Source organism: bacterium, assembly GCA_035380285.1.
In the GTDB taxonomy this organism is placed as follows: domain Bacteria; phylum Auribacterota; class Erginobacteria; order Erginobacterales; family DAOSXE01; genus DAOSXE01.
In genome coordinates this window covers 22,616-42,004 of record DAOSXE010000026.1, presented here as the reverse complement: position 1 = coordinate 42,004, position 19,389 = coordinate 22,616, and the positions used below count along the sequence as shown (strand labels likewise).

The 19,389-nt window shown below is 62.7% G+C and carries 12 protein-coding genes; 3 read left to right on the top strand and 9 right to left on the bottom strand.

The features are described 5' to 3' along the window. Positions 1 to 284: 284 nt before the first annotated feature. The 9 genes from lexA to ilvE all read right to left on the bottom strand — a co-directional run bounded on the left by lexA (position 285) and on the right by ilvE (position 11,444). Positions 285 to 923: a transcriptional repressor LexA gene (gene lexA, locus PLZ73_10090; GenBank protein ID HOO78225.1), complete on the bottom strand. Its 639-nt coding sequence runs from the start codon at positions 921 to 923 to the stop codon at positions 285 to 287. A 95-nt stretch (positions 924 to 1,018) separates the two neighbouring features. After that, positions 1,019 to 2,296: a hypothetical protein gene (locus PLZ73_10085; protein HOO78224.1), complete on the bottom strand. Its 1,278-nt coding sequence runs from the start codon at positions 2,294 to 2,296 to the stop codon at positions 1,019 to 1,021. A gap of 21 nt (positions 2,297 to 2,317) precedes the next feature. Continuing rightward, on the bottom strand, positions 2,318 to 3,127 hold the full coding sequence (locus PLZ73_10080; protein ID HOO78223.1) for a BtpA/SgcQ family protein: 810 nt from the start codon (positions 3,125 to 3,127) through the stop codon (positions 2,318 to 2,320). Positions 3,128 to 3,143: 16 nt separating this feature from the next. Next, positions 3,144 to 4,850, bottom strand: a complete 1,707-nt coding sequence (locus tag PLZ73_10075; protein HOO78222.1) for a proline--tRNA ligase — start codon at positions 4,848 to 4,850, stop codon at positions 3,144 to 3,146. A 108-nt stretch (positions 4,851 to 4,958) separates the two neighbouring features. Continuing rightward, complete coding sequence (locus PLZ73_10070) at positions 4,959 to 6,515, bottom strand: tetratricopeptide repeat protein (GenBank protein HOO78221.1); 1,557 nt, start codon at positions 6,513 to 6,515, stop codon at positions 4,959 to 4,961. Next, positions 6,478 to 8,928, bottom strand: coding sequence for an ATP-dependent Clp protease ATP-binding subunit (locus PLZ73_10065; GenBank protein ID HOO78220.1), 2,451 nt, complete (start codon positions 8,926 to 8,928; stop codon positions 6,478 to 6,480). Before PLZ73_10065 ends, PLZ73_10070 begins: the two co-directional genes overlap by 38 nt. A gap of 135 nt (positions 8,929 to 9,063) precedes the next feature. Continuing rightward, positions 9,064 to 10,113 (bottom strand): protein arginine kinase, encoded by a 1,050-nt coding sequence (locus PLZ73_10060; GenBank protein HOO78219.1) that lies wholly within the window; start codon positions 10,111 to 10,113, stop codon positions 9,064 to 9,066. After that, positions 10,110 to 10,583, bottom strand: a complete 474-nt coding sequence (locus PLZ73_10055; protein ID HOO78218.1) for a UvrB/UvrC motif-containing protein — start codon at positions 10,581 to 10,583, stop codon at positions 10,110 to 10,112. The genes PLZ73_10060 and PLZ73_10055 overlap by 4 nt, the downstream gene beginning before the upstream one ends. Before the next feature lie 9 nt (positions 10,584 to 10,592). Next, on the bottom strand, positions 10,593 to 11,444 hold the full coding sequence (gene ilvE / locus PLZ73_10050; GenBank protein ID HOO78217.1) for a branched-chain-amino-acid transaminase: 852 nt from the start codon (positions 11,442 to 11,444) through the stop codon (positions 10,593 to 10,595). 192 nt (positions 11,445 to 11,636) lie between these two features. Here ilvE and PLZ73_10045 point away from each other — a divergent pair, with 192 nt between their 5' ends. From PLZ73_10045 to PLZ73_10035, 3 genes are all read left to right on the top strand, one after another. Next, positions 11,637 to 12,383, top strand: coding sequence for a response regulator transcription factor (locus PLZ73_10045; GenBank protein ID HOO78216.1), 747 nt, complete (start codon positions 11,637 to 11,639; stop codon positions 12,381 to 12,383). A 30-nt stretch (positions 12,384 to 12,413) separates the two neighbouring features. Continuing rightward, the gene (locus PLZ73_10040; protein ID HOO78215.1) at positions 12,414 to 13,874 is read left to right on the top strand and encodes an ATP-binding protein; all 1,461 of its coding nucleotides are present in this window, start codon (positions 12,414 to 12,416) and stop codon (positions 13,872 to 13,874) included. A gap of 110 nt (positions 13,875 to 13,984) precedes the next feature. Continuing rightward, positions 13,985 to 19,387: an MG2 domain-containing protein gene (locus PLZ73_10035; GenBank protein ID HOO78214.1), complete on the top strand. Its 5,403-nt coding sequence runs from the start codon at positions 13,985 to 13,987 to the stop codon at positions 19,385 to 19,387. Positions 19,388 to 19,389 lie beyond the last annotated feature (2 nt).

Sequence of the window (19,389 nt, the reverse complement as noted above, 5' to 3'; positions counted from 1 at the left end):
CGGGGTTCAGGGTTCAGGGTTCAGGAGGAAAGCATAGAGCATAGGGCATGGCGTGTCCCTCGACCTCACCCTCTTCCGTCCCCCTTCATGATCTTCATGTCCTTCATGGTCCTTTCCCGCTTCCTTCCCCATCAGAGTCAATCAGAGTAATCAGGTGCAAAAACCTCCAGGGACCGCGGCGGAGGGCATAGCGTAAAACCCAACCTCCTTGGCCCCCGAACCCTGGGCCTCCTTCCCCCTACAGTACCTACATGCCTGCATGGTGAAATCGACGGTTGAGGGGTTCAGTAGCGGCGCATCACCCCCACCACCTTCCCCACTATCTCCATCCCCCCCTCTTCCTCCTTTTTGAAGAACATGCTTTCAAATCCGCTGTTCTGAGGGCGAAGCTCGATCCCTCCCTTCTGCCGGTACAGGCGTTTTACGGTCACTTCGTCGCCGATCCGGGCCACCACGATCTCCCCGGACTCGGCCTGGACCTGGGGTCGGACCAGAACGTAATCGCCGTCCCGAATCTGCGCGCCGAGCATGCTTTCCCCCCTGACCCGGAGCAGAAAATTGCTCTCCCCCCTGAGCAACCGCCGGTCGAGGTACCATTCATCCTCGGTGTTTTCGACCGCCAGGACCGGTGTCCCGGCGGCGACCTCCCCGATTACCGGAACCCTTTCCGTCTCCGGAGCCGGGCCGGCCCCGGGGAGGTCGACTTCGCCTTCACGAAGGACCTCCAGCCTGCGGGCGCCGCGGCGGCGGCGGATATAGCCCTTCCTCCCCAACGCCGCCAGGTGATCCTGGACGGTACCGATGGCGCTCCACCCGAAGCGCAAGCGGATCTCTTCCAAGGTGGGAGGCGGCTCGCCGGATTCCCGGCGGCCGATAATAAACTGCAGCACCTGGGCTTGGCGCGCGGTCAATTCCCGTTTCATCGCTCCCCCTTCCATCCTGGCCGATACTACCATATATTTTTATGGTATCAAGCGAAAAACGAACCTCTCCCCGAAAAAGAGAAGCCGGGGGCCGGTCAGCGGGATTGCTCGTTCCAGGCTTTTCCGACCGCTTCCGCGATCGCGGCGACGACCAGGCGGGAACCGGCGTCGCCCAGATGACAACAGTCGTCGACATAGTAAGGGGCGGAATCGCCGGCGAAGATCATGCTCAGGTCGTGGAAACCGACCCCGCCTTCCTTGAGTTTTTCCCCTTCTTCGACCAACTGGGGATAGCCCTGTTCCACCACCGACCGGTAGGGATGGTTTTCCCTGAAAGCCGTCCTTTTTTCATCGATCCCCATCGGCTTCGACCCCGGAACGTACTGGTTGGGCTGCAGGAAGTGCAGGTACACGATCCCGTTCGACTCGCAGATATCCCGCATCAGCCGCGAGCACCGCCCCCAGAACTCCGCCAAGCGCCGATAGGGGGCCTCTTCGAAATCCGGAGGGAGCGGCGGCCCCGAAAGCAGATAGGGGACGGAACCGGAGGAGAGATCCTCCGCGGTGCGCAACCGTTCCCGGACCCGGTCACGGCGGATCCGGCAGCGGCCGTCCCAGAACGCCCAAACGATATTGCCGACGGCGCTGCGGCTTAGGGGGAACCGGCTGAAACATTCCGCCAGGGAACGCCGGCGGGCCTCGATCAAGGCCAGCTCGCCCATCAATTTAAGGTCGGCGGCGGCGGGAATCGAGTTCACGCGCCGATCCCATCCGCGGGGATAAAACGGGGAAACCCCCCGGAGCATGTTGTCGGTAACGGGGAGGACCAGTTCGTTGAACCCGTCGATGTTGATAACGACGTCGAACCGCTCCCCCCAGGCCAGAAGATAGACCAGAGCCATGAGCTGCTGAGGTTGTTTGTAGCCTCCCAAGGCCACGCGCCGGATTTCGCAGGGGCGGCCGCGAAAGGCGGGGATTTCCTCCAGGAGAGCGGCCAGTTCCCCGCCGGCGCGGGAAACGATTCCCATGGCGAAAGACCCCCCGAAAATACCGACTACGATCGGGTCGCCGTTCGCGGGCGGAGCCGCCGGCTCCAGCGGTTTCCAAAACCCCAGGGCGTCGATGCCGGGGGAAGAGCGCGGGTCCAGAACGTAACCGAGGTACGGGTGGAGAACCTGCCGCCGCTGAAGGGGCGCCGCTTCCGGGGAAACGGCTTCTTCCGCTCCGCTATCGACCGTCAACTCCCGGCGAAGCTCCCGGCATTCCCGGACCGAGAATCCGCCGCCGAAACGCGGCGCCACCAGGGCGACCGACGCTTCGACCGCCAGCCATATCAGAGCCAGAAGCGCCGCCGCGAAGCCGAGTCGTTTCAACCGGCTCCCCCAGGCCACGGATCATCTCCGCCCGCCGGCCGCCTTGACCCGGTCGACAAAGCGCCTGACTCTCGATAACGATACCGGAGCGTCCGACACCCCTCCTTTTTTCAAGGCGGTGCCGACGATGAAACCGTCGGCGTAAGGGAGATAGCGGTCCAGGTTGCCGGGGTTCACTCCGCTGCCCAGCAGCAGAGGCCGATCCGGCACCGCTTCCCGAACAACGCGCAGCTCTTCAAGCGAAACCGCTTCGCCGGTGCCCGACCCCGAGACGATCAGGGCATCGGCCAGGCCCCGGTAAGCCACGTCCTTGGCCGCCTGGGCCAGGGGATATTCCCCCAGGGGGGCGGAATGCTTGACCATGACGTCGGCCCAGACCGCGATCCCCCCGCCGAGGAAGGCGCGTTTGCGCATGATTTCGCACGCCCTGCCCTCGATCACTCCCTGGTCCGTAACGGCCGCGCCCGAAAGAATATTGATTCTGACGGCGGCGGCCCCGACCACGGCCGCCACCCCCAAAGCGGCAAGCCCGTCGTTCCTGAGGACATTAACGCCGATCGGCAGCGGAACCGCGCGACGGACCGCCGACGCGGCCACGGCCATCGCCGCCACGGTTTCAGACGGGACCCGGTCGGGGAAAAAGGGGACATCGCCGAAATTCTCCACCATGACGGCGTCCACTCCGCCTTCCGCGAGGAGAACCGCGTCCCTGACCGCCCGGCGCAGAATCGCGTCGAACGTTCCCCCGAAACGGGGGCTCCCGGGGAGCGGGGGAAGATGGACCATGCCGATGATCGCCGTGTTTTTTCCGGATATGATTGTATCGGACATACGATTCCTCCCGCCGTCAGCAACCGGCCGCGATCAGCGTCCTGATCTTTTCCAGTAATTCATCGGGCCGGCAGGTAGAAACTTCGCCCCCGCGGCGAGGCTTGACTTCCAGCAGCCCCGTCTTCAGAAACTTACGACCGACGGTGACCCGAAGAGGAATCCCGATCAGGTCGGCATCGTTGAATTTTACCCCGGCGGCCGCGTCCCGATCGTCGAGGAGCGCTTCCACCCCCCCCGCTTCCAATAAATCGTGCGCTTCCGCCGCTACCCGATCCAACCCTTCGTCGCCGCCGCCGAGCAGAACGATGTGGACCTGGTAAGGAGCGATCGAAACCGGCCAAACGATCCCCGATTCGTCGCTGCACTGTTCGACCACGGCCGCCACGGTCCGGCTTACCCCGATTCCGAAACATCCCATCACGCAAGGGCGATCGTCCCCGTTTTCGTCCTTGTAAAGCGCGCCCATCGCCCGGCTGTATTTGGTACCCAGTTTGAATACGTGCCCCACTTCTATCCCCCGCCGCAGCTGCAGCGGCCGGCCGCAGCGAGGACAAGCATCACCGGCGCCGACGAGAGCCAAATCGTAGTACTCGCCGACCTGGCAGTCCCGGTCGATGTTGACGTTTTTAAGGTGACGGTCGGCCCGGTTGGCGCCGGTGATCCCCGAAACAACGGTGTTGAGTGTGCGGTCGGCGATAATGCGGATCCCCTTCAAACCGACCGGGCCGGCAAAGCCGATGGGCGCTCCCGTCGCCGCCCGAACCGCCTCGTCGCCGGCGAGTTCGACCGCTCCACCCAGAATTTTGGCCAATTTGATCTCGTTGACCTCCCTATCCCCCCTGATCAATACCGCCACCGGTTCTTCCCCCTTCAGATAGATCAGGGTCTTGATGAATCGATCGGGAGTCGTCGCGAAAAACGCGCACAACTCCTCGACCGTCCTTTGCCGGGGGGTATCCACTTCCTCCAGCGCCTCGGCGGTGCGTTCCGCCCCGATTTCCGGAGGGGTCATTTCGGCTTGTTCGGCATTGGCCGCGTAGCCGCAGGCGTCGCAACAGACGATGCCGTCTTCGCCGGATGCGGCGGGAACCATGAATTCGTGGGAACGCTGTCCCCCCATGACTCCGGTATCGGCCTCGACCGCCATGGCGGAGAGGCCGCAGCGGGCGAAAATGGTCCGGTAGGCTTCGTACATAGCCTCATAGCTTCTGTCGGCGGCGGCCCCGTCGACGTCGAAGCTGTAGGCGTCCTTCATGATGAACTCCCGGGAACGCATCACTCCGAAACGCGGGCGGATTTCATCTCTGAATTTGGTATTTATCTGATAGATGTTTTTCGGAAGCTGCCGGTAGGAATTGATCTCGTGCGCCACCAAGTCGGTCACAACCTCCTCATGGGTGGGGCCCAAGACCAATTCCCTTCCCGAATGAGATCGGGCCAGAAGCATGATCTCCTCCATGGTCTCCCAGCGGCCGCTGGCCTCCCAGAGCGCTCGGGGCTGAAGGATCGGCATCAATATCTCGATCGCGCCGGCCCGGTCCATCTCTTCGCGCACGATTTCCTCTACTTTTTTCAGGACTCGGAAGCCCAGGGGCAACCAGGTATAGAGGCCGGAAGCCAGTTTCTTGATCAACCCCGCTCTCAACATCAGGCGGTGCGAAGGAATTTCGGCTTCCTGGGGGTCGTCCCGCAGAGTAGGGATCAGCGTTCGGCTCCATTTCATTTTCCGTATCTCCGGCAGAATCGGGTTCGAGACAACGACGGGAAGGTACGGTAACACCAGGCGGTGCCGAGAGCAAGTCCGTAACCGGAGCGCCGGACGAGCCCGTCCCTAGCCGTTCCCGGCCTCCGCCATGCTCTTTTTGAGTTCCCGGTACCGCTCGAGATAATATTCGCCGGTTTCGGCATCGTCCCGATCGCGGGAATAGAGAAGATAAAGCCGGAAAAGCGGGGACGGATCGTCGGCGAATTCTCGGTGCCAGATGAGGTATATATTGCGCGCCTCGTCCAATCGTCCTTCCCGGCGGAACCGATTCCCCAGACGACGATATATCCCGGGAGCCTGATCCGGATCGCGGCCGGCCAGATCCAACTGATAACTGACCAACCGGTCGCGATATTCGCGCATTTTTTCGGGAAGGGCCGCTTTTTCGGCCAACCGCAGCGTTTGGGAGAGACCGGGGCCGGTGATGGTTCCGGTGGCGTCGAACTCCTCCCGGGCGTAAAGGGCGCGGGCGTACAGGTCCCGGGCCGCTTCGACGTTGCCCGTCTCCGTTTTCAAATCGCCCAGGCTCTCCAGAAGCCGGGCACGGTCGGCGCCGGCGGACGCCTCGATAGCCTCTTCGTAAGCCTTCGCGGCTTCGTCATAACGTTTTTGATCCCAGAGAAGCTCGGCGATACGGCGGGACAGACCTTCGCCTCCCGGCAGGGACGCCAGTTGCCGGTAGGTGTCCAGTTCACGCGCTTCGTCTCCCAGGCGCCCGGCCAAGCGGGCCATTCTCGTCCGGAACTCCACCTCCTCGGGGGGGACGACGCCCTCCAGTTCCGACAACACCTCTTCCGCCGCCTCTTTTCTCCCGATTCGGGCCAGCAGTTCCGCCTTTTTCAATTCGATCCCGGCTTGAGCGGGAACATCCGCTTCCGCGGCCAGCCCGTATTCGCGCAGAGCCTGATCGAAGTCGCCGGAATCGGCATACACCGAGGCCAACCGGCAGCGCAGCAGAGATTCCCGCTCCGGCTCCGCCTTAATCTCTTCCCGGTAATAACGGACCAGGGCGGTCCGTCCTTCGACAGCTTGGCGTTCGTCACCCGCCTTTTCGGCGGTTCGAATTATCTTCCTCAGGTAATACTCCTTCTCGTCCGGGTGCCGTCGATAGAGATAACGGTATTCCTGCAGGAGCAGGTCGTATTCCCCTTCCTTTTCCCAGTCCCGAAGCCGGCGCTGCACAGGGTCCAGTCGCGCTTCCTCCTGGGCCCGGCGCGCCAATTCCCGTTCGTGGGAAGCTTTTATCGGCAACCCCAGCTTCTGGTAAAGTTGGGCCATCTTGCGGTGATAATATGGGGCTTTATCGGGATTGACGGCCAACCCGTACCGGTATTCCGCCAGAGCCTTGGCGTACTCCCCCCCCTTCTCGTAAATGCGGGCCAACCGGTCCACCGTATTGTCGGACCGGGACTGCCCGTGCGCGACTTCGATCCGGGCCTGTTGGATTCCCTGGCGGACCTGAGAACGGTCGAGAAAGGAAAATGGAGTAGCCTCGGGAGTGGGGGGCGGGGTCTCCCCCGTTAGCCGGGCGGGGAGACAAACCGCCGTTAAAACCGCCGCCGCGACCGCGCGGGCCGGTCCTGTCCTAGTCTTCCGTCTGGATCTGGAAATTGATCTTCCCATCTTTCAACACCGCCCGCACCGAGCTGCCGTCGGGGATCCTCCCCTTCAAGATCTCTTCGGCCAGAGGATCTTCGATGAAACGCTCCAGCGCGCGCCGGATAGGGCGCGCGCCGAAACGCCAGTCATAACCCGAAGAGAGTATGTGCTCCTTGGCCGGCGCGGTTATGCCCAGCTTGATGTTCCGCTCCTCCAAGAGACCCGTTATCTCCGCCAGCTCCAGATCGATGATCTTCATCAGCTCCTTTTTCCCCAAGCGATGAAAAACGACAATACCGTCGACCCGGTTGAGGAATTCGGGTTTCAGAAGATGCCGGACTTCGTCCATGATCTTGTTCTTCATTCCCTCGTAATCGTGGTCGTCGGCGCGCGATCCGAAACCGACCATGGCTTCACGTTTGAGGTCCTGGGCGCCGGCGTTGGAAGTCATGATCACCACGGTATTGCGGAAATCGACCACGCGCCCCCAACTGTCGGTCATCTTTCCTTCCTCCAGGATCTGCAGAAGCATCCCCATGACGTCCGGGTGGGCCTTTTCCATCTCGTCGAAAAGGACCACGGAGTAAGGACGCCGACGAACCTGCTCCGTGAGCTGCCCGCCTTCCTCGTAGCCCACGTATCCGGGGGGCGATCCGGTCATCCGGGAGGCGGCGAACTTCTCCATGTATTCGGACATGTCGATTTGGATCAGGGCCTCGGCGTTCCCGAACATGAATTCGGCCAGGGCCCGGGCCAGGAGGGTCTTCCCCACCCCCGTCGGCCCCAGAAAAATGAAGGAACCGATCGGTCGGCGCGGATTTTTCAGGCGGGCGCGAGAGCGGCGCAGGGCACGGGAAACGGCGGCAAGGGCTTCATCCTGTCCGACGACGCGCTTGTGAAGTTCTTCCTCCATCCGCAACAGTTTTTCGCTCTCCCCTTCCTCCATGCGGGCGACGGGAATGCCCGTCCATTTGGAAAGGACCGAAGCGATGCCTTCTTCGTCCACCGTGACCCGGGATCGGCTGTGTTTCTCCTGCCACTTTTTCAGATCGTCCGCCAATTTCTGCTGGGCATGCTTCTCCTGATCTCTGAGCCGTGCGGCTTTTTCGAAGTCCTGCTCCCGGACCGCGCCTTCTTTCTTCTCCTGCAGTTTCTCGATCTTCTTTTCCTGGTTCCTGATCGAGGCGGGCCGCGTTATCACCTCGATCCGCGCCCGGGCGGCGGCTTCGTCGATCAGATCGATGGCTTTGTCCGGAAGAAATCTTCCCGAGAGGTAGCGGTCGGAAAGCCGGGCGGCGGCGGCGAGAGCCCGGTCGGTGATGGCGGCGTTATGGTGTTCTTCGTATTTGGGTCGCAGCCCTTTGAGGATGTCCACGGTTTCCTCGACCGTGCTGGGCCTGACCTTGATGGACTGGAACCGCCTTTCCAGGGCCGAGTCCTTCTCGATATATTTGCGGTACTCGTTGAGTGTGGTGGCGCCTATGCACTGCAGTTCGCCCCGGGAAAGAGGCGGTTTGAGAATATTCGAGGTATCCAGGGTCCCCTCGGCGCTGCCCGCTCCCACGATGGTGTGCAGTTCGTCGAGAAAAAGAATGACGTCGCCCGAACGCCGGATCTCGTCGAGAATCGCCTTGATCCGTTCCTCGAACTGGCCTCGGTATTTCGTTCCCGCCACCATCAGCGTCAGATCGAGGGTGATGACGCGTTTGTCCCGTAAAATTTCGGGGACATCGCCGGTGACGATCTTCTGAGCCAGGCCCTCGACAATGGCCGTTTTCCCCACTCCGGCCTCTCCGATCAAAACCGGATTGTTTTTGGTGCGGCGGCACAACACCTGCGTCAGACGCTCTATTTCAGACTCTCTCCCGATCACGGGGTCGAGCTTCCCGGCACGGGCCAGAAGGGTGAGATCGCGGCCGAACGCTTTGAGCGCGGGCGTCTTGGGGGGTTTCTTCTCTTCCTGGGACGGGGCGGCCTCTCCCGAGGGGGCTTGGCCGTATTCGTCCCTGAGCTTCGCCATTACCCGCTCCCGGGTTTCGGTCAGATCGACGCCGAGGTTGCGCAACACCAGGGCGGCCACGCCCTCGCCTTCCCGAATCAAACCCAGAAGAATATGCTCGGTGCCGATGTAGGTATGTTTCAGGGAGGCGGCTTCCTTGAAGGCCAGGTCGATGACCTGGCGGGCATGCACCGTGAACGGGACTTCGCCGGCGACTTTCGTCTCCGGGCCGCTGCCCACCGCTTTCTCCACCTCTATTCTCAAGGTCTCGAAATCGATCTCCATCTCCCTGAGAACGTCGACCGCCACCCCTTGACCGAGGCGCACCAACCCCAAAAGCAGATGTTCGGTCCCGATGTAATCGTGGTTGAAACGATCCGCTTCTTTCCGAGCCAGGATGATCACCTGACGCGCACGAGGAGTAAATCTATCGAACATGGTTCTTCCTTTCTTCCCATCCGCCGGCAACGGCGGCCACGCCGCGCCGATGGAGCTTTTCCGCGGTCATTATAGTACGGAGGAGAAGAATGTGTATATCGCTTCGTCCCGGCGGAACGGCTGCCGAAGCCGGGGTTATTCGCCCCGGATCCGGGAGCGGACCAGGGAGGCGCGGTATGAATCGCGCGCCGGAGGCTCGAGGTCGCGGCCGGCGAGCGCCTGCAGATGCGCGGGCTGTGTAACGATGAAGAGGTCGTTGACCGTTTCCGTCGGCAATTCCGGAAGCATCCCCAATTCCCTCCCCAGCCGGAGCCCCGAAAGCAGGTTGAGCGATTCCTCGGAATTCAATAGCCGGGCATGGCTGAGCACCCCCAGGGAACGGAACACCCGGTCCTCCAGGAACAACCGGTTTTCCCCCAGCATCTTCTGCCGAACCGCGCGCTCGTGGGCGATGATCTTGCCCACGATCCTCTCCAGGTCGGAGATGATCCTCTCTTCCGAACACCCCAGGGTCGATTGGTTGGAAAACTGAAACAGATGCCCCACCGCACCGCTTCCCTCGCCGTACATGCCCCTGACCGTGATCCCCAGTTTATCCGCCGCCCGCAAAACCCGGCTCAATTCGTCGCTCATGGTCAGCCCCGGAAGGTGGAGCATGACGGAAGCCCTCATCCCGGTACCGACATTGCTGGGACAGGCGGTCAAGTAACCCAGATCCGGGGAAAACTCGAAATCGAGGCAGGCGGAAAGTTCGCCTTCGACCAAGTCGATCACTTTCCAGCAGTTCCCCAGGTCGAATCCGGGGAGAAGCACCTGTATCCGGAGATGATCCTCTTCATTGACGATGACGCTGACCAATTCCTTTTCCCCGATCACCACCCCTCCCTGGTAACGCGAAGAGAGGGCGGGACTGATCAGACGCCTCTCCACCAGCAACTGGCGCTCCTGTTTCGTAATCTCTTCCATGCGGATGACGACGGTGTTGCCCAGGGCCGGACAGCTTTTGACGGCTTCGACGACCCGCGCGAAAACCTGCCGGCGCGCCTCGTCGGAGGCGCGTTGGGGAAATCTTTCTCCGCGAAGGTTGCGGGCGAGGCGCAGGCGGCTGGAGAAGGCGATGTCGTTATCCGGGCCTGAGCCGGAAAGCCATCCCGCCCGGCCGCGAAACAGGTGGGCGAGGCTCATCCGGTATCCCCGGCGCCGGTGGAATCTCTTTCGAGAAGATCTCGGATCCGGGAGGCCTCCTCATAATCTTCGCGAGCGACCGCGGCGTCGAGGGCCTGCCGGAGCCGATGCCGTTCGCGACGTCCGGCATCGGGGACCTTGCCGGCGTGACGGGGCCCTTTATGAATAAAGGCCAGCAGTTCCCGGAGCGGCCGGCCCAAATCCCGGTAACAGTTCGGGCACCCCAGACGGCCCACCTCCCGGAACTCCTTGAAGGAAAGGCCGCAGACCGAACAGACTTCGCCCGTCTCTTCCGAACCCCGCTGCTTGGATATATCCTCGGGAAGGTTCTTCAGGGCCTCCACTACCGGCGTCGCCACTCCCTTATGCTGGGCGCAGGCCGGACAGAGATGAACCTTGACGATCTGGTTGCCCTCGATCTCGGTCAGATGGACCGTGGCTTCGTTCTTCTTGCAGTTAGCGCACAGCATCTCGGCTCGTCAGAGGCCGGCCAATGTCCGGAATTCCTTGATCAGTTTCCGGGTGATCTTGCCGGGTTTGCCGTCGCTCACCGGGCGCCCGTCGATTTTGATGACCGGTATCACTTCGGCGGCGGTGCCGGTCAAAAAGCATTCGTCCGCGACGAAAAGGTCGTGACGGGTCAACGTGGTTTCCTTGACCTTGTATCCCAGGCGCCGCGCTATCTCGATGACGACGTTGCGGGTTACGCCCTCCAGTATGCCCATGGACGAAGCCGGAGTGAGGACTTCCCCGTTTTTAACGATGAATATGTTGTCGCCGGTGCATTCCGCCACCATGCCGTAGGAGTTCAGCATGATCGCTTCTTCGCAGCCGGCATTGAGACCCTCGATTTTGGCCAGGATGTTGTTGAGGTAATTGAGCGATTTGACCCGGGGGCTCAAAGACTCGGAAAGATTGCGCCGGGTGGCGACGGTGACTATCTCCAAACCCTTTTCATAGAGGTCCTCGGGGTACAGCGAAATCAGATCGTTGATGATGATGACTTGGGGAGTTCCGCACGTAAACGGGTTGAGGCCGAGATTCCCGACTCCCCGGGTGATGATCACCCGGATATAGGCGTTGGCCAGTTGATTGACCTTAAGCGTGGCCCGGATATCCTTCTCCATCTGTTCCAACGGGATCGGCACGCGCAGATGGATGGCTTTGGCCGATTCATAGAGCCTTTCGACGTGTTCCCGGAGTTTGAAAATTTTCCCGTTGTAGGCGCGGATGCCTTCAAACACTCCGTCGCCGTACAGCAGTCCGTGGTCGTAGACCGAGATTTTGGCGTCTTCTTTTTCGAAGTAGTCTCCATTGATATAAATCTTCATACCCGTATCCTCCTGCGGTCCATATTTATAGTATAGCTCCTCGAAAGGGGATTATGACATCGAGAAAAGCGGGGAGCTACTTTAAACCGCGGGCCGGAATGGCCAATCTGTTACGGGCGGACAGGCGGTTGTGGTATTGTAGTATCCATCGATATACGTCATACGTCCGACATCCCCGGAGGTGGCACCGCCATGGCCGATATCCTGCTGATCGACGACGATCCCCACATCGCCGACGTGGTCGAGTACGCCATGCGCGAACATGGGTTCACGGTCAGGATCGCCGGCGATGGAGACCGGGGCTTGCGGGAATTCACAACCCTGAGACCCCAACTGGTGCTTCTCGATCTCAAGCTCCCCGGAACCTGGGGCATGGATCTGGTCGGCCGTTTTCGGGAACTTGATCCCGGGATCCCGATCATCATCCTGACCTCGCTCGGCGACGAGGTCGACCGCGTCCTGGGGTTGGAGATGGGAGCGGACGATTACGTAACCAAACCCTTCAGCCCCCGGGAACTGGCCGCGCGGGCGCGGGCGGTCCTGAGAAGAAGCCGGAACCATTCCCGTCTCTCCCGCCGGATACTGGTGGGAGACCTCGAGATCGATTCGGAAACTCTCGTCGCACGGTGCCGGGGCGAGGAAGTCCCCCTTTCCAGCCTGGAATTCCGGCTGTTGGAGACCCTGGCCCGGTTCCCGGCGCGGGTCTTCTCGCGAGAACGCCTGATCGAAAAGATATATCAGGATCCGGTCGCTATTTCGGACCGTTGCGTCGACACCTCGGTCAGGCGGATCAGGACCAAGTTTCGAGCCGCCGGCTCGGAGGCCGACCCGATCGAAACCGTTTACGGAGAAGGATACCGCCTCAACCGACGGCTCGAACTCAATTCCCCGGCCGGCGGCGGAGGAGGATCCGATGAAATCAGCCGTAAAACCGGGTGAGCTGCTTTTTCCGGCTCCGGGGGTGAGCGGTTGAAGAGCAATGCCCTGTTCAGCATCCGCTGGAAATTGATCGTTGCCTTTCTGGTCGTGGTTATCATTCCCATACTTCTGCTCCGGCGGCACGCGCTCGATTTTTTCGACCGTTTCACCCGGGGAGCGCTGGAACAGGAAATGGTCGCCTACGCCCTCATTATCGGAGAACAGTACCGATCCATGGTCTTGGAAGCCCCCCCGGAAACGCGCGCCGAAATGGAGGCGCGGTTTCAGAGGATTCTTTCCCGGTGCGGGCCCGATATCCTCAGCCGGTTGCGGATCATCGACCGGGAGGGAACCGTCCGCTTCGACTCCCATGACGATTCCACCATCGGCAAGGATTTTTCCGCCCGGCCGGAGGTCGCCCGGGCGCTCGAGGGCAAATACGGATCGAGCTGCTCTTTGACCGACGACCGGCAGTTCATGTACTACTACATAGCCCATCCCCTCCTCGACCGGGAGGGGAACGTGCTGGCGGTGGCGATGGTGTCCCGCCACACCAATCCGATCATCCAGGCCATCGACCGGATGAAAACGGATCAGAGCCGCGCTCTTTACGCGGCGGCGGCCGCGGCCGTCGCCGTGGCGGTCCTGCTCTCCTTCACCATCACCCGGCGCCTGAGAACCCTGACCCGGGCGGCGGGAAAAACCGCCGGCACGGGCACGGGAGCGATTCCTCGCATCAAGGGGAAAGACGAGATCGGGGCCCTGGCCAGGTCCCTGGAAACCATGACCAAGGAATTGGACCGCCGCAACCTCTATAACCGCGATTTCGTCTCCGAAACCCTGCACGAACTGAAGACGCCGCTGACTTCCATCATCGGGGCGGTGGAACTTCTGGAAGGGCGGGCGGGGGAAGAATCGGATAGCCGGAGGCGGTTTCTCTCCAATATCCGCCATGACGCGGAACGTATGCATCGGCTGGTGGGGGAACTGTCCCGACTGACGCTGCTTGACACCGAATCGATGGAGTCGGCCAGGGAAACCGTCAATTACCCCGATTTCCTGCTGGGAGTCCTGGGAAGAGCGGAAGAAGCGTTCGAACGTCCCCGGGCACGTATCGAGGTGGATATCACCGCCGAGGAATGCCCGGTCGATATCGTCCCGGGCCGCATGGAGCAGGTGATCCTCAATCTTCTCGAAAACGCTTTCCGTTACACCCCCCCCGAAGGGACGGTCACGGTTTCGGTCTCGAAAAACGGCCGCGAATGGGTGGTTACCGAAGTCGCCGACACCGGCTCGGGAATTGCCGCGGCCAATCTGGAACGGGTCTTCGACCGTTTCTTCACCACCGTCCCCCGGGACCGCGAGCGCGGCTTCGGCAGCGGGCTGGGCCTGGCCATCGCCAGACGCATCATCGAAAAGCACGCCGGAACGATCGAGGTCGAAAGCGCACCCGGAAAAGGAAGCGTATTCCGTTTCCGGCTGCCCCTCGCCCCCGCGAAATCACGGACCTGAATTGGCCGCCGCCCGGCGGGGCAGACACGATTCGCCATATTTCCGCCATATTTGCGCCATCTTCCCCCTCCATCATGGAGAAAAATCAACCCGTGAGCAGGGAGGCGGAAATGAATCCGAATACATCGAGACCGACCGGAAACCGCTGGTTTTTTCTGGCTGCGTTTTTCGCGATCGGGATTCTGGCCGTCAACGGTTGGCGTGTCTTTTCCGGAGGCGGAGAATGGGCGGTCCGGGCAACGTTCATTCCCGGAAACGGCGCCGAAGTCGGGGGGAGGGAAAAAATCTATTGGCGCTTCGACAAACCGCTGTTTTTCGAAGCCGAAACTCCTTTCGCCCTTCCGACCTGGGACGAAGTCCCTGGAACCTTCTCCTGGACCGCTCCCGGACTTCTCGTTTTCTCGCCCCTCCAGGATTGGCCGGTCGGCCGGAACTTCCGCATCGCTTTCCCCCGCGATTTTCCACCCGGCTGCAATCTGAAAGGACCGGGAAGCTGGCAATTCTCGAGCGCGCCGACGGAGTTGGAGGAAGCGGGGCAAGTCGAAGTCGATTCCCGGGACCGGGCCACTCTCCTGCTCGGGTTCAACAGCCCCGTCGATCCGCGCGATCTTCCCGACTGCCTGACGGTTGTTTCCGGAAGCGAAACCGCTCTGGAGTGGCGCGCTCTGGACAGAGCGCCCGGCACCAAAATCCGCATCATCACCGGAAGTATCCCTCCCGGCGGCGAGGAGTTGGAACTGCGTTTTCGTCCTCCGGCGCTTCCGGGAGAAACGGATGAGAAACCCGTCTCCGTCCGACGTCTCTCCATCGAACACCTCATGGTTCTGCGGGAGGTCGAGCCATCGGTAGAAAACGGAAAAATCGTGTTCGAGGCGAATTTTTCCCAGATCCCTTCCCTCTCCCAGGCGTCCGACTACCTCACGGTCGAACCTCCGCTGCCGGTGACGGTGGGAAAATCAAAGTACTGCTGGAGAGACAACGTTCTGGCTCTCCGGGGAGATTTCGAACCCGGGCGCCTCTACACCATCCGTTTTCGAGAAGGCCTGCCCGCCGCCAGCGGAAGACGGCTCGAAGCGGATCAGTCGCGGAGGGTGCGCGCCCCCGATCTCCCCCCCTCGATTCGTTTCCTGGACCCGGGTTCGATCCTGGCGGCGGCGGGCACCCGCCTGGTGGGGCTGGAAGCGATCAATATCCCTTCGTTTCGGGCCCGGTTGAAGCGCATCTACCCGAACAATCTGGTCCAGTTCATGATGCGGGAAAAGCGGAACTACTCGGGGTGGTGGGGCGACCCCGAAAACGAAATCTGCGCGCCGGCCGTCGACCGGGAATACCGGGCGGGGGGAGAACGAAACCAACCGCTTCGGATCGATCTCGACCTGGGAAACCTGGCGGGGGACGAGGCCCGGGGCGTTTTCGTCTGCGAACTCTCTTCCTCCGAAGAACGGGCCGGGACCGACCAACGCCTGGTCATGATCACCGATATCGGCCTCTCCGCCAGGCTCTACGGGGGAGAAGTGCTGGTTTGGGTAAATTCCGTCCTCGATGCCCGGCCCATGGCCGGAGCCCGCGTAACGGTTCTGAGCACGGCCAACCGAGCCCTGGGGACGGGCACCACCGACGACCGCGGCACCGCCCTGGTCACGCTCGATCCCGCGGCCGGGGATCGGCCGTTCCTCCTTCTCGCCGAAACCGACCGGGACCTGGCCTGCCTGGTGCTCGAAGATCCCGTCTCCTGCGCCGAGAAGGCCAACGGCCAACGGCCGTGGCCGGGGGGAAAACCGGAATCCTTCCTCGAAACCGATCGGGGCGTCTACCGGGGGGGAGAGACCGTCCGCTGGTATGCGGTGGTACGGACCGACGGGACGGAGCTGCCCCCTTCGTTTCCGGTCCAGGTGAAACTCGCCGACCCGGACGGACGGGAGATGGATGCCGCGGTCCGTATCACCGGGGACCTGGGAACCGCCGAAGGCGGCATCCTCCTTCCCGCCGCCGCCCCTTCGGGCGGATACCGCCTTTCCCTGCACATTCCCGGAGAAAAAGAGGCGCTGGGGGAAACCCGCATCTTGGTGGCCGATTTCGTCCCCCCCCGGCTGGAAGCGTCGGTGGAGGCCGGAAAAAACCCGGTCGGGCCCGGGGAAACCGCGACCTTCACCGTCGCGGCCCGCTACCTTTACGGCGCACCCGCCGCGGGGAACAGGGTTCGAACCCGCTTCAGCTACCGGGAGACGCCCCTGGAAATCCCCGGACGGGAGGACTGGCGGTTCGGGGATCGGGAACTCTCCTTCACCCCTCCTCCCGCGTGGGAGGGGGAAGACCGCTTGAACCCGGAAGGGGAAGCGGCTTTCCCGTTCGACGTGCCCGCCGATCTGCGGCCGGGAGAAGGCCTGGCGGCGGACTGTGAAGCCACCGTCATGGAAGAAGGCGGCCGCGGCCTGACCGTCGGCGAAACGATAACCATCCGTGCCTATCCCCGCTATGTCGGCATCCGAGGGCTCGCGGAGAACGAGTCGCTGGACGCCGGCGCGGACCTGGACTTGGAGGTCGCCCTCTTCTCCCCCGGGGGAGAACTCCTGGGGGAAAGCGCCCGGGTACGGGCGACCCTGGAAGAAATCGTCTGGGAATCGCTCCTTAAAAAAGACGACGACGGACGATACCGCTACGTCAGCGAACGCCGGCTGCGGACGGCGGGCGATTACGAGATAAACCTGGGGGGGGGGATCAGTTCGTTTCCCGTGCGGCTGCCGGGATGGGGTCGGTACCTGCTGAGGATTCAAGACCCCGCGGGGGGCGCGCCGGTTTCGGTCCGCTTCCACGGTATCGGGAAAAACCGGGAGTTCCTGGACTCTTCGCTGGAGGAACCGGAACGAGTCGACCTTTCTTTTGACCGAGCGGATTTCTCCCCCGGCGAAACTCCCGAACTCTGCATCCGCGCTCCTTTTCCCGGAAAGGCGCTGGTGACCGTGGAGGCCGACCGGCTGCTCTACCGGAACGTGCTGATCCTGGAAGAAAACTGCGCGGCCGTCCCCCTCCCCGTACCCGCCGACGTTCCGCCGGGGTCGCGCTGTTTCGTCTCCGTCCTCCGGCCCCTGGCCGACCGCGAAACGCCGGGGCCCAGGCGGGCATGCGGCTCCCTGGAACTCCCCCTGAAGATGGAGGCGCACCATGCCCGCATCGAGATCGAAGCCCCCGCCCAAGCCGAACCCGGCGAGGAGCTCTGCGTGAAAATCAGGCTCACGGACGAAAACGGACTGCCGGCGACGGGCGAAGTCCTGATCACGGCCGTCGACCGGGGAATACTCGACCTGACCGAATTCGGCCTGCCCGATCCCTATATATTTTTCTACGAGCCTCATCGGGAAAGCGCCGAACTGTTCGACGTCTACAATCGGCTTCTCCCGGAACGGTCGCCGGGCGTGACCGCGATCCCGGACCCCGGGGGGGGAGACTGCGGCCTCGCGGGACGGCTCAACCCGGTCCCGGCGGTCCGGTTCAAACCGTTCGCCGTCAGTTCCGGAGCGCTTTCCACGGACGCCCAAGGCCGCATCTCCTACGGGTTTCCGCTCGGGGATTTTTCCGGCGCCCTCCGGATCGCGGTTACGGCCGTGACCGGAACCTGCCTGGGCGCCGCCGAAACCGGGGTCGAGGTCCGAGCGCCGCTGGCACTCGAATTTTCACTGCCGCGTTTCCTTGCCCCCGGAGACGAATGCGAACTCGCTCTCCGGGCCCACAACCTTTCCGGGAACGCGGGTATGGCCCGAATCGAACTCCAGACCGAAAGCCCCCTGCTTCTGGCGGAAACGGAGGGCGCGATCTCCCGGCCGATGCAAGACGGTGAAACGGCGTCCTGGCGGATCCGGTTGCGGGCCGCCGGAACGGCCGGAACCGGCCGGTTGCTCATCAACTCGGGAATCGGGGACCATCGGCGGACGGACGAGGTCGAAATCGCGGTCAGGCCGCCGGTACCGGCCGTCTCCGAAACCCGCACCGTTGTTCTGGAGGAAGGCGAAAAGACCAGGATCTCTCCCCCTGACGGATTTCTCCCGGGCACCGGAACTCTTCGCCTGCAGTGTTCGGTCGGCCCCGGCGTCAATCTGGAAGGAGGCCTGGAATACCTTTTCCGCTACCCCTACGGGTGCGTGGAACAAACGGCTTCCTGCACGTTCCCCCTGCTGTATCTTCCCCGGATGCCGTGGGGAGATGCCTGGAAAGGCGAAGCCCGGGAACTGGTGGAAGCCGGACTCAAACGGCTCTACGTGATGCAATTGCCGGACGGGAGTTTCTCCTATTGGCCGGGAGACGACCGCCCCTGCGAATGGGCCACTCCCTATGTGACCAGACTTCTGATCGAAGCCGGGAAGGCCGGCTATCAGGTCCCGCCGGAACGCCTGGAAGCCGCGCTGCAAGCCGTCTCCCGGACACTGTCTCCCCGAAGCGGAAAGAACGGGGAGGAGGCGCGCAAGGCCGCGGCCTGCCTGGTCATGGCGATGGCGGGAAAAAGCGATCTGGGGTGGACGCGCCGGCTCCTGGAAGAAGAAGAGACCCTGCCCCTGTCCGCCCGGGTCGAATTGGGAGGGGCCTTGGCCGCCCGGGGGGAACGAGGGGACGCTCTCGGGGTCCTCGAACGGGCGGCGCCCCTGATAGGCGGGGGGCGCGACCCGCGGGGGGACAATCCGCTTGCTTCCAGGATCGGGACTCTGGGTCATTTGATAGTTTTTCTGGTCGAATGCGACCCCCGCAATCCCCGGCTGCCGGACCTGGTCGAGCTGCTGGTCCGGGAAGGCGAGGCCGGGCACTGGAGAAACACCCCCGACAACGCCGCCGCGGTCGAGGCGCTGGTTAAATGGTCGAGCGTACGCGAGGGTTCCGGGCGCCCGGCCCTGGTGAGGATCGAAACCGCCGCCGGAGCGTCGGAGCGGCCGCTCGATGACGAAACCTCCTGGCAGTGGTCCTGGGAGGCCGGCGCAGCGCTGTCGGAAGTCGCCGTAACCAACCGGGGCCCGGGGTTAGTCCGGGTCCGGGACGTCCGGGAAGGAGCGCCTCTGATGGATCGGCTGGAGCGGCGCGATTCCGGTATATCCCTGCGTCGGACCTGGCTGACCCCGGAAGGAGAAACGGTCACGGACGGACGTTTCCGGCAGGGAGATTTCCTGGTGGCGGCGCTCAGGCTCGATTCGGGGACGGAACCCCTGAAAAACCTGGTGATCGAAGACCTCCTCCCGGCGGGGTTCGAGGTCGAGAATACGGCTTTGGCCGGAACCAGGTCTCTCGACGCCGCCCGGTTCGCCTCCACCCTCCCCGTCACCCGGGTGGAGGAACGCGACGACCGCGTCATCGTCTTCACCGGAAACACCGTGGGCGTCCAAACCCACTACTACGGCCTGCGGGCCGTTTCGGTCGGCGATTACACCGTGCCCCCGTCTCGGGCCGAGGGGATGTACGAACCGGAAATCTGCAGCGTCAGCGGCGGCGGCCGAGTCCGTGTCCTTCCCGCCGATAAGGCCCGCCCGCGGTGAAA

Bases quoted from the DNA above. Each gene is read 5' to 3' on its own strand.
- lexA (HOO78225.1), bottom strand. From the start codon at position 923: ATGAAACGGGAATTGACCGCGCGCCAAGCCCAGGTGCTGCAGTTTATT.
- PLZ73_10080 (HOO78223.1), bottom strand. From the start codon at position 3,127: ATGTCCGATACAATCATATCCGGAAAAAACACGGCGATCATCGGCATG.
- PLZ73_10075 (HOO78222.1), bottom strand. From the start codon at position 4,850: ATGAAATGGAGCCGAACGCTGATCCCTACTCTGCGGGACGACCCCCAG.
- PLZ73_10070 (HOO78221.1), bottom strand. From the start codon at position 6,515: ATGGGAAGATCAATTTCCAGATCCAGACGGAAGACTAGGACAGGACCG.
- PLZ73_10065 (HOO78220.1), bottom strand. From the start codon at position 8,928: ATGTTCGATAGATTTACTCCTCGTGCGCGTCAGGTGATCATCCTGGCT.
- PLZ73_10060 (HOO78219.1), bottom strand. From the start codon at position 10,113: ATGAGCCTCGCCCACCTGTTTCGCGGCCGGGCGGGATGGCTTTCCGGC.
- PLZ73_10055 (HOO78218.1), bottom strand. From the start codon at position 10,583: ATGCTGTGCGCTAACTGCAAGAAGAACGAAGCCACGGTCCATCTGACC.
- ilvE (HOO78217.1), bottom strand. From the start codon at position 11,444: ATGAAGATTTATATCAATGGAGACTACTTCGAAAAAGAAGACGCCAAA.
- PLZ73_10045 (HOO78216.1), top strand. From the start codon at position 11,637: ATGGCCGATATCCTGCTGATCGACGACGATCCCCACATCGCCGACGTG.
- PLZ73_10035 (HOO78214.1), top strand. From the start codon at position 13,985: ATGAATCCGAATACATCGAGACCGACCGGAAACCGCTGGTTTTTTCTG.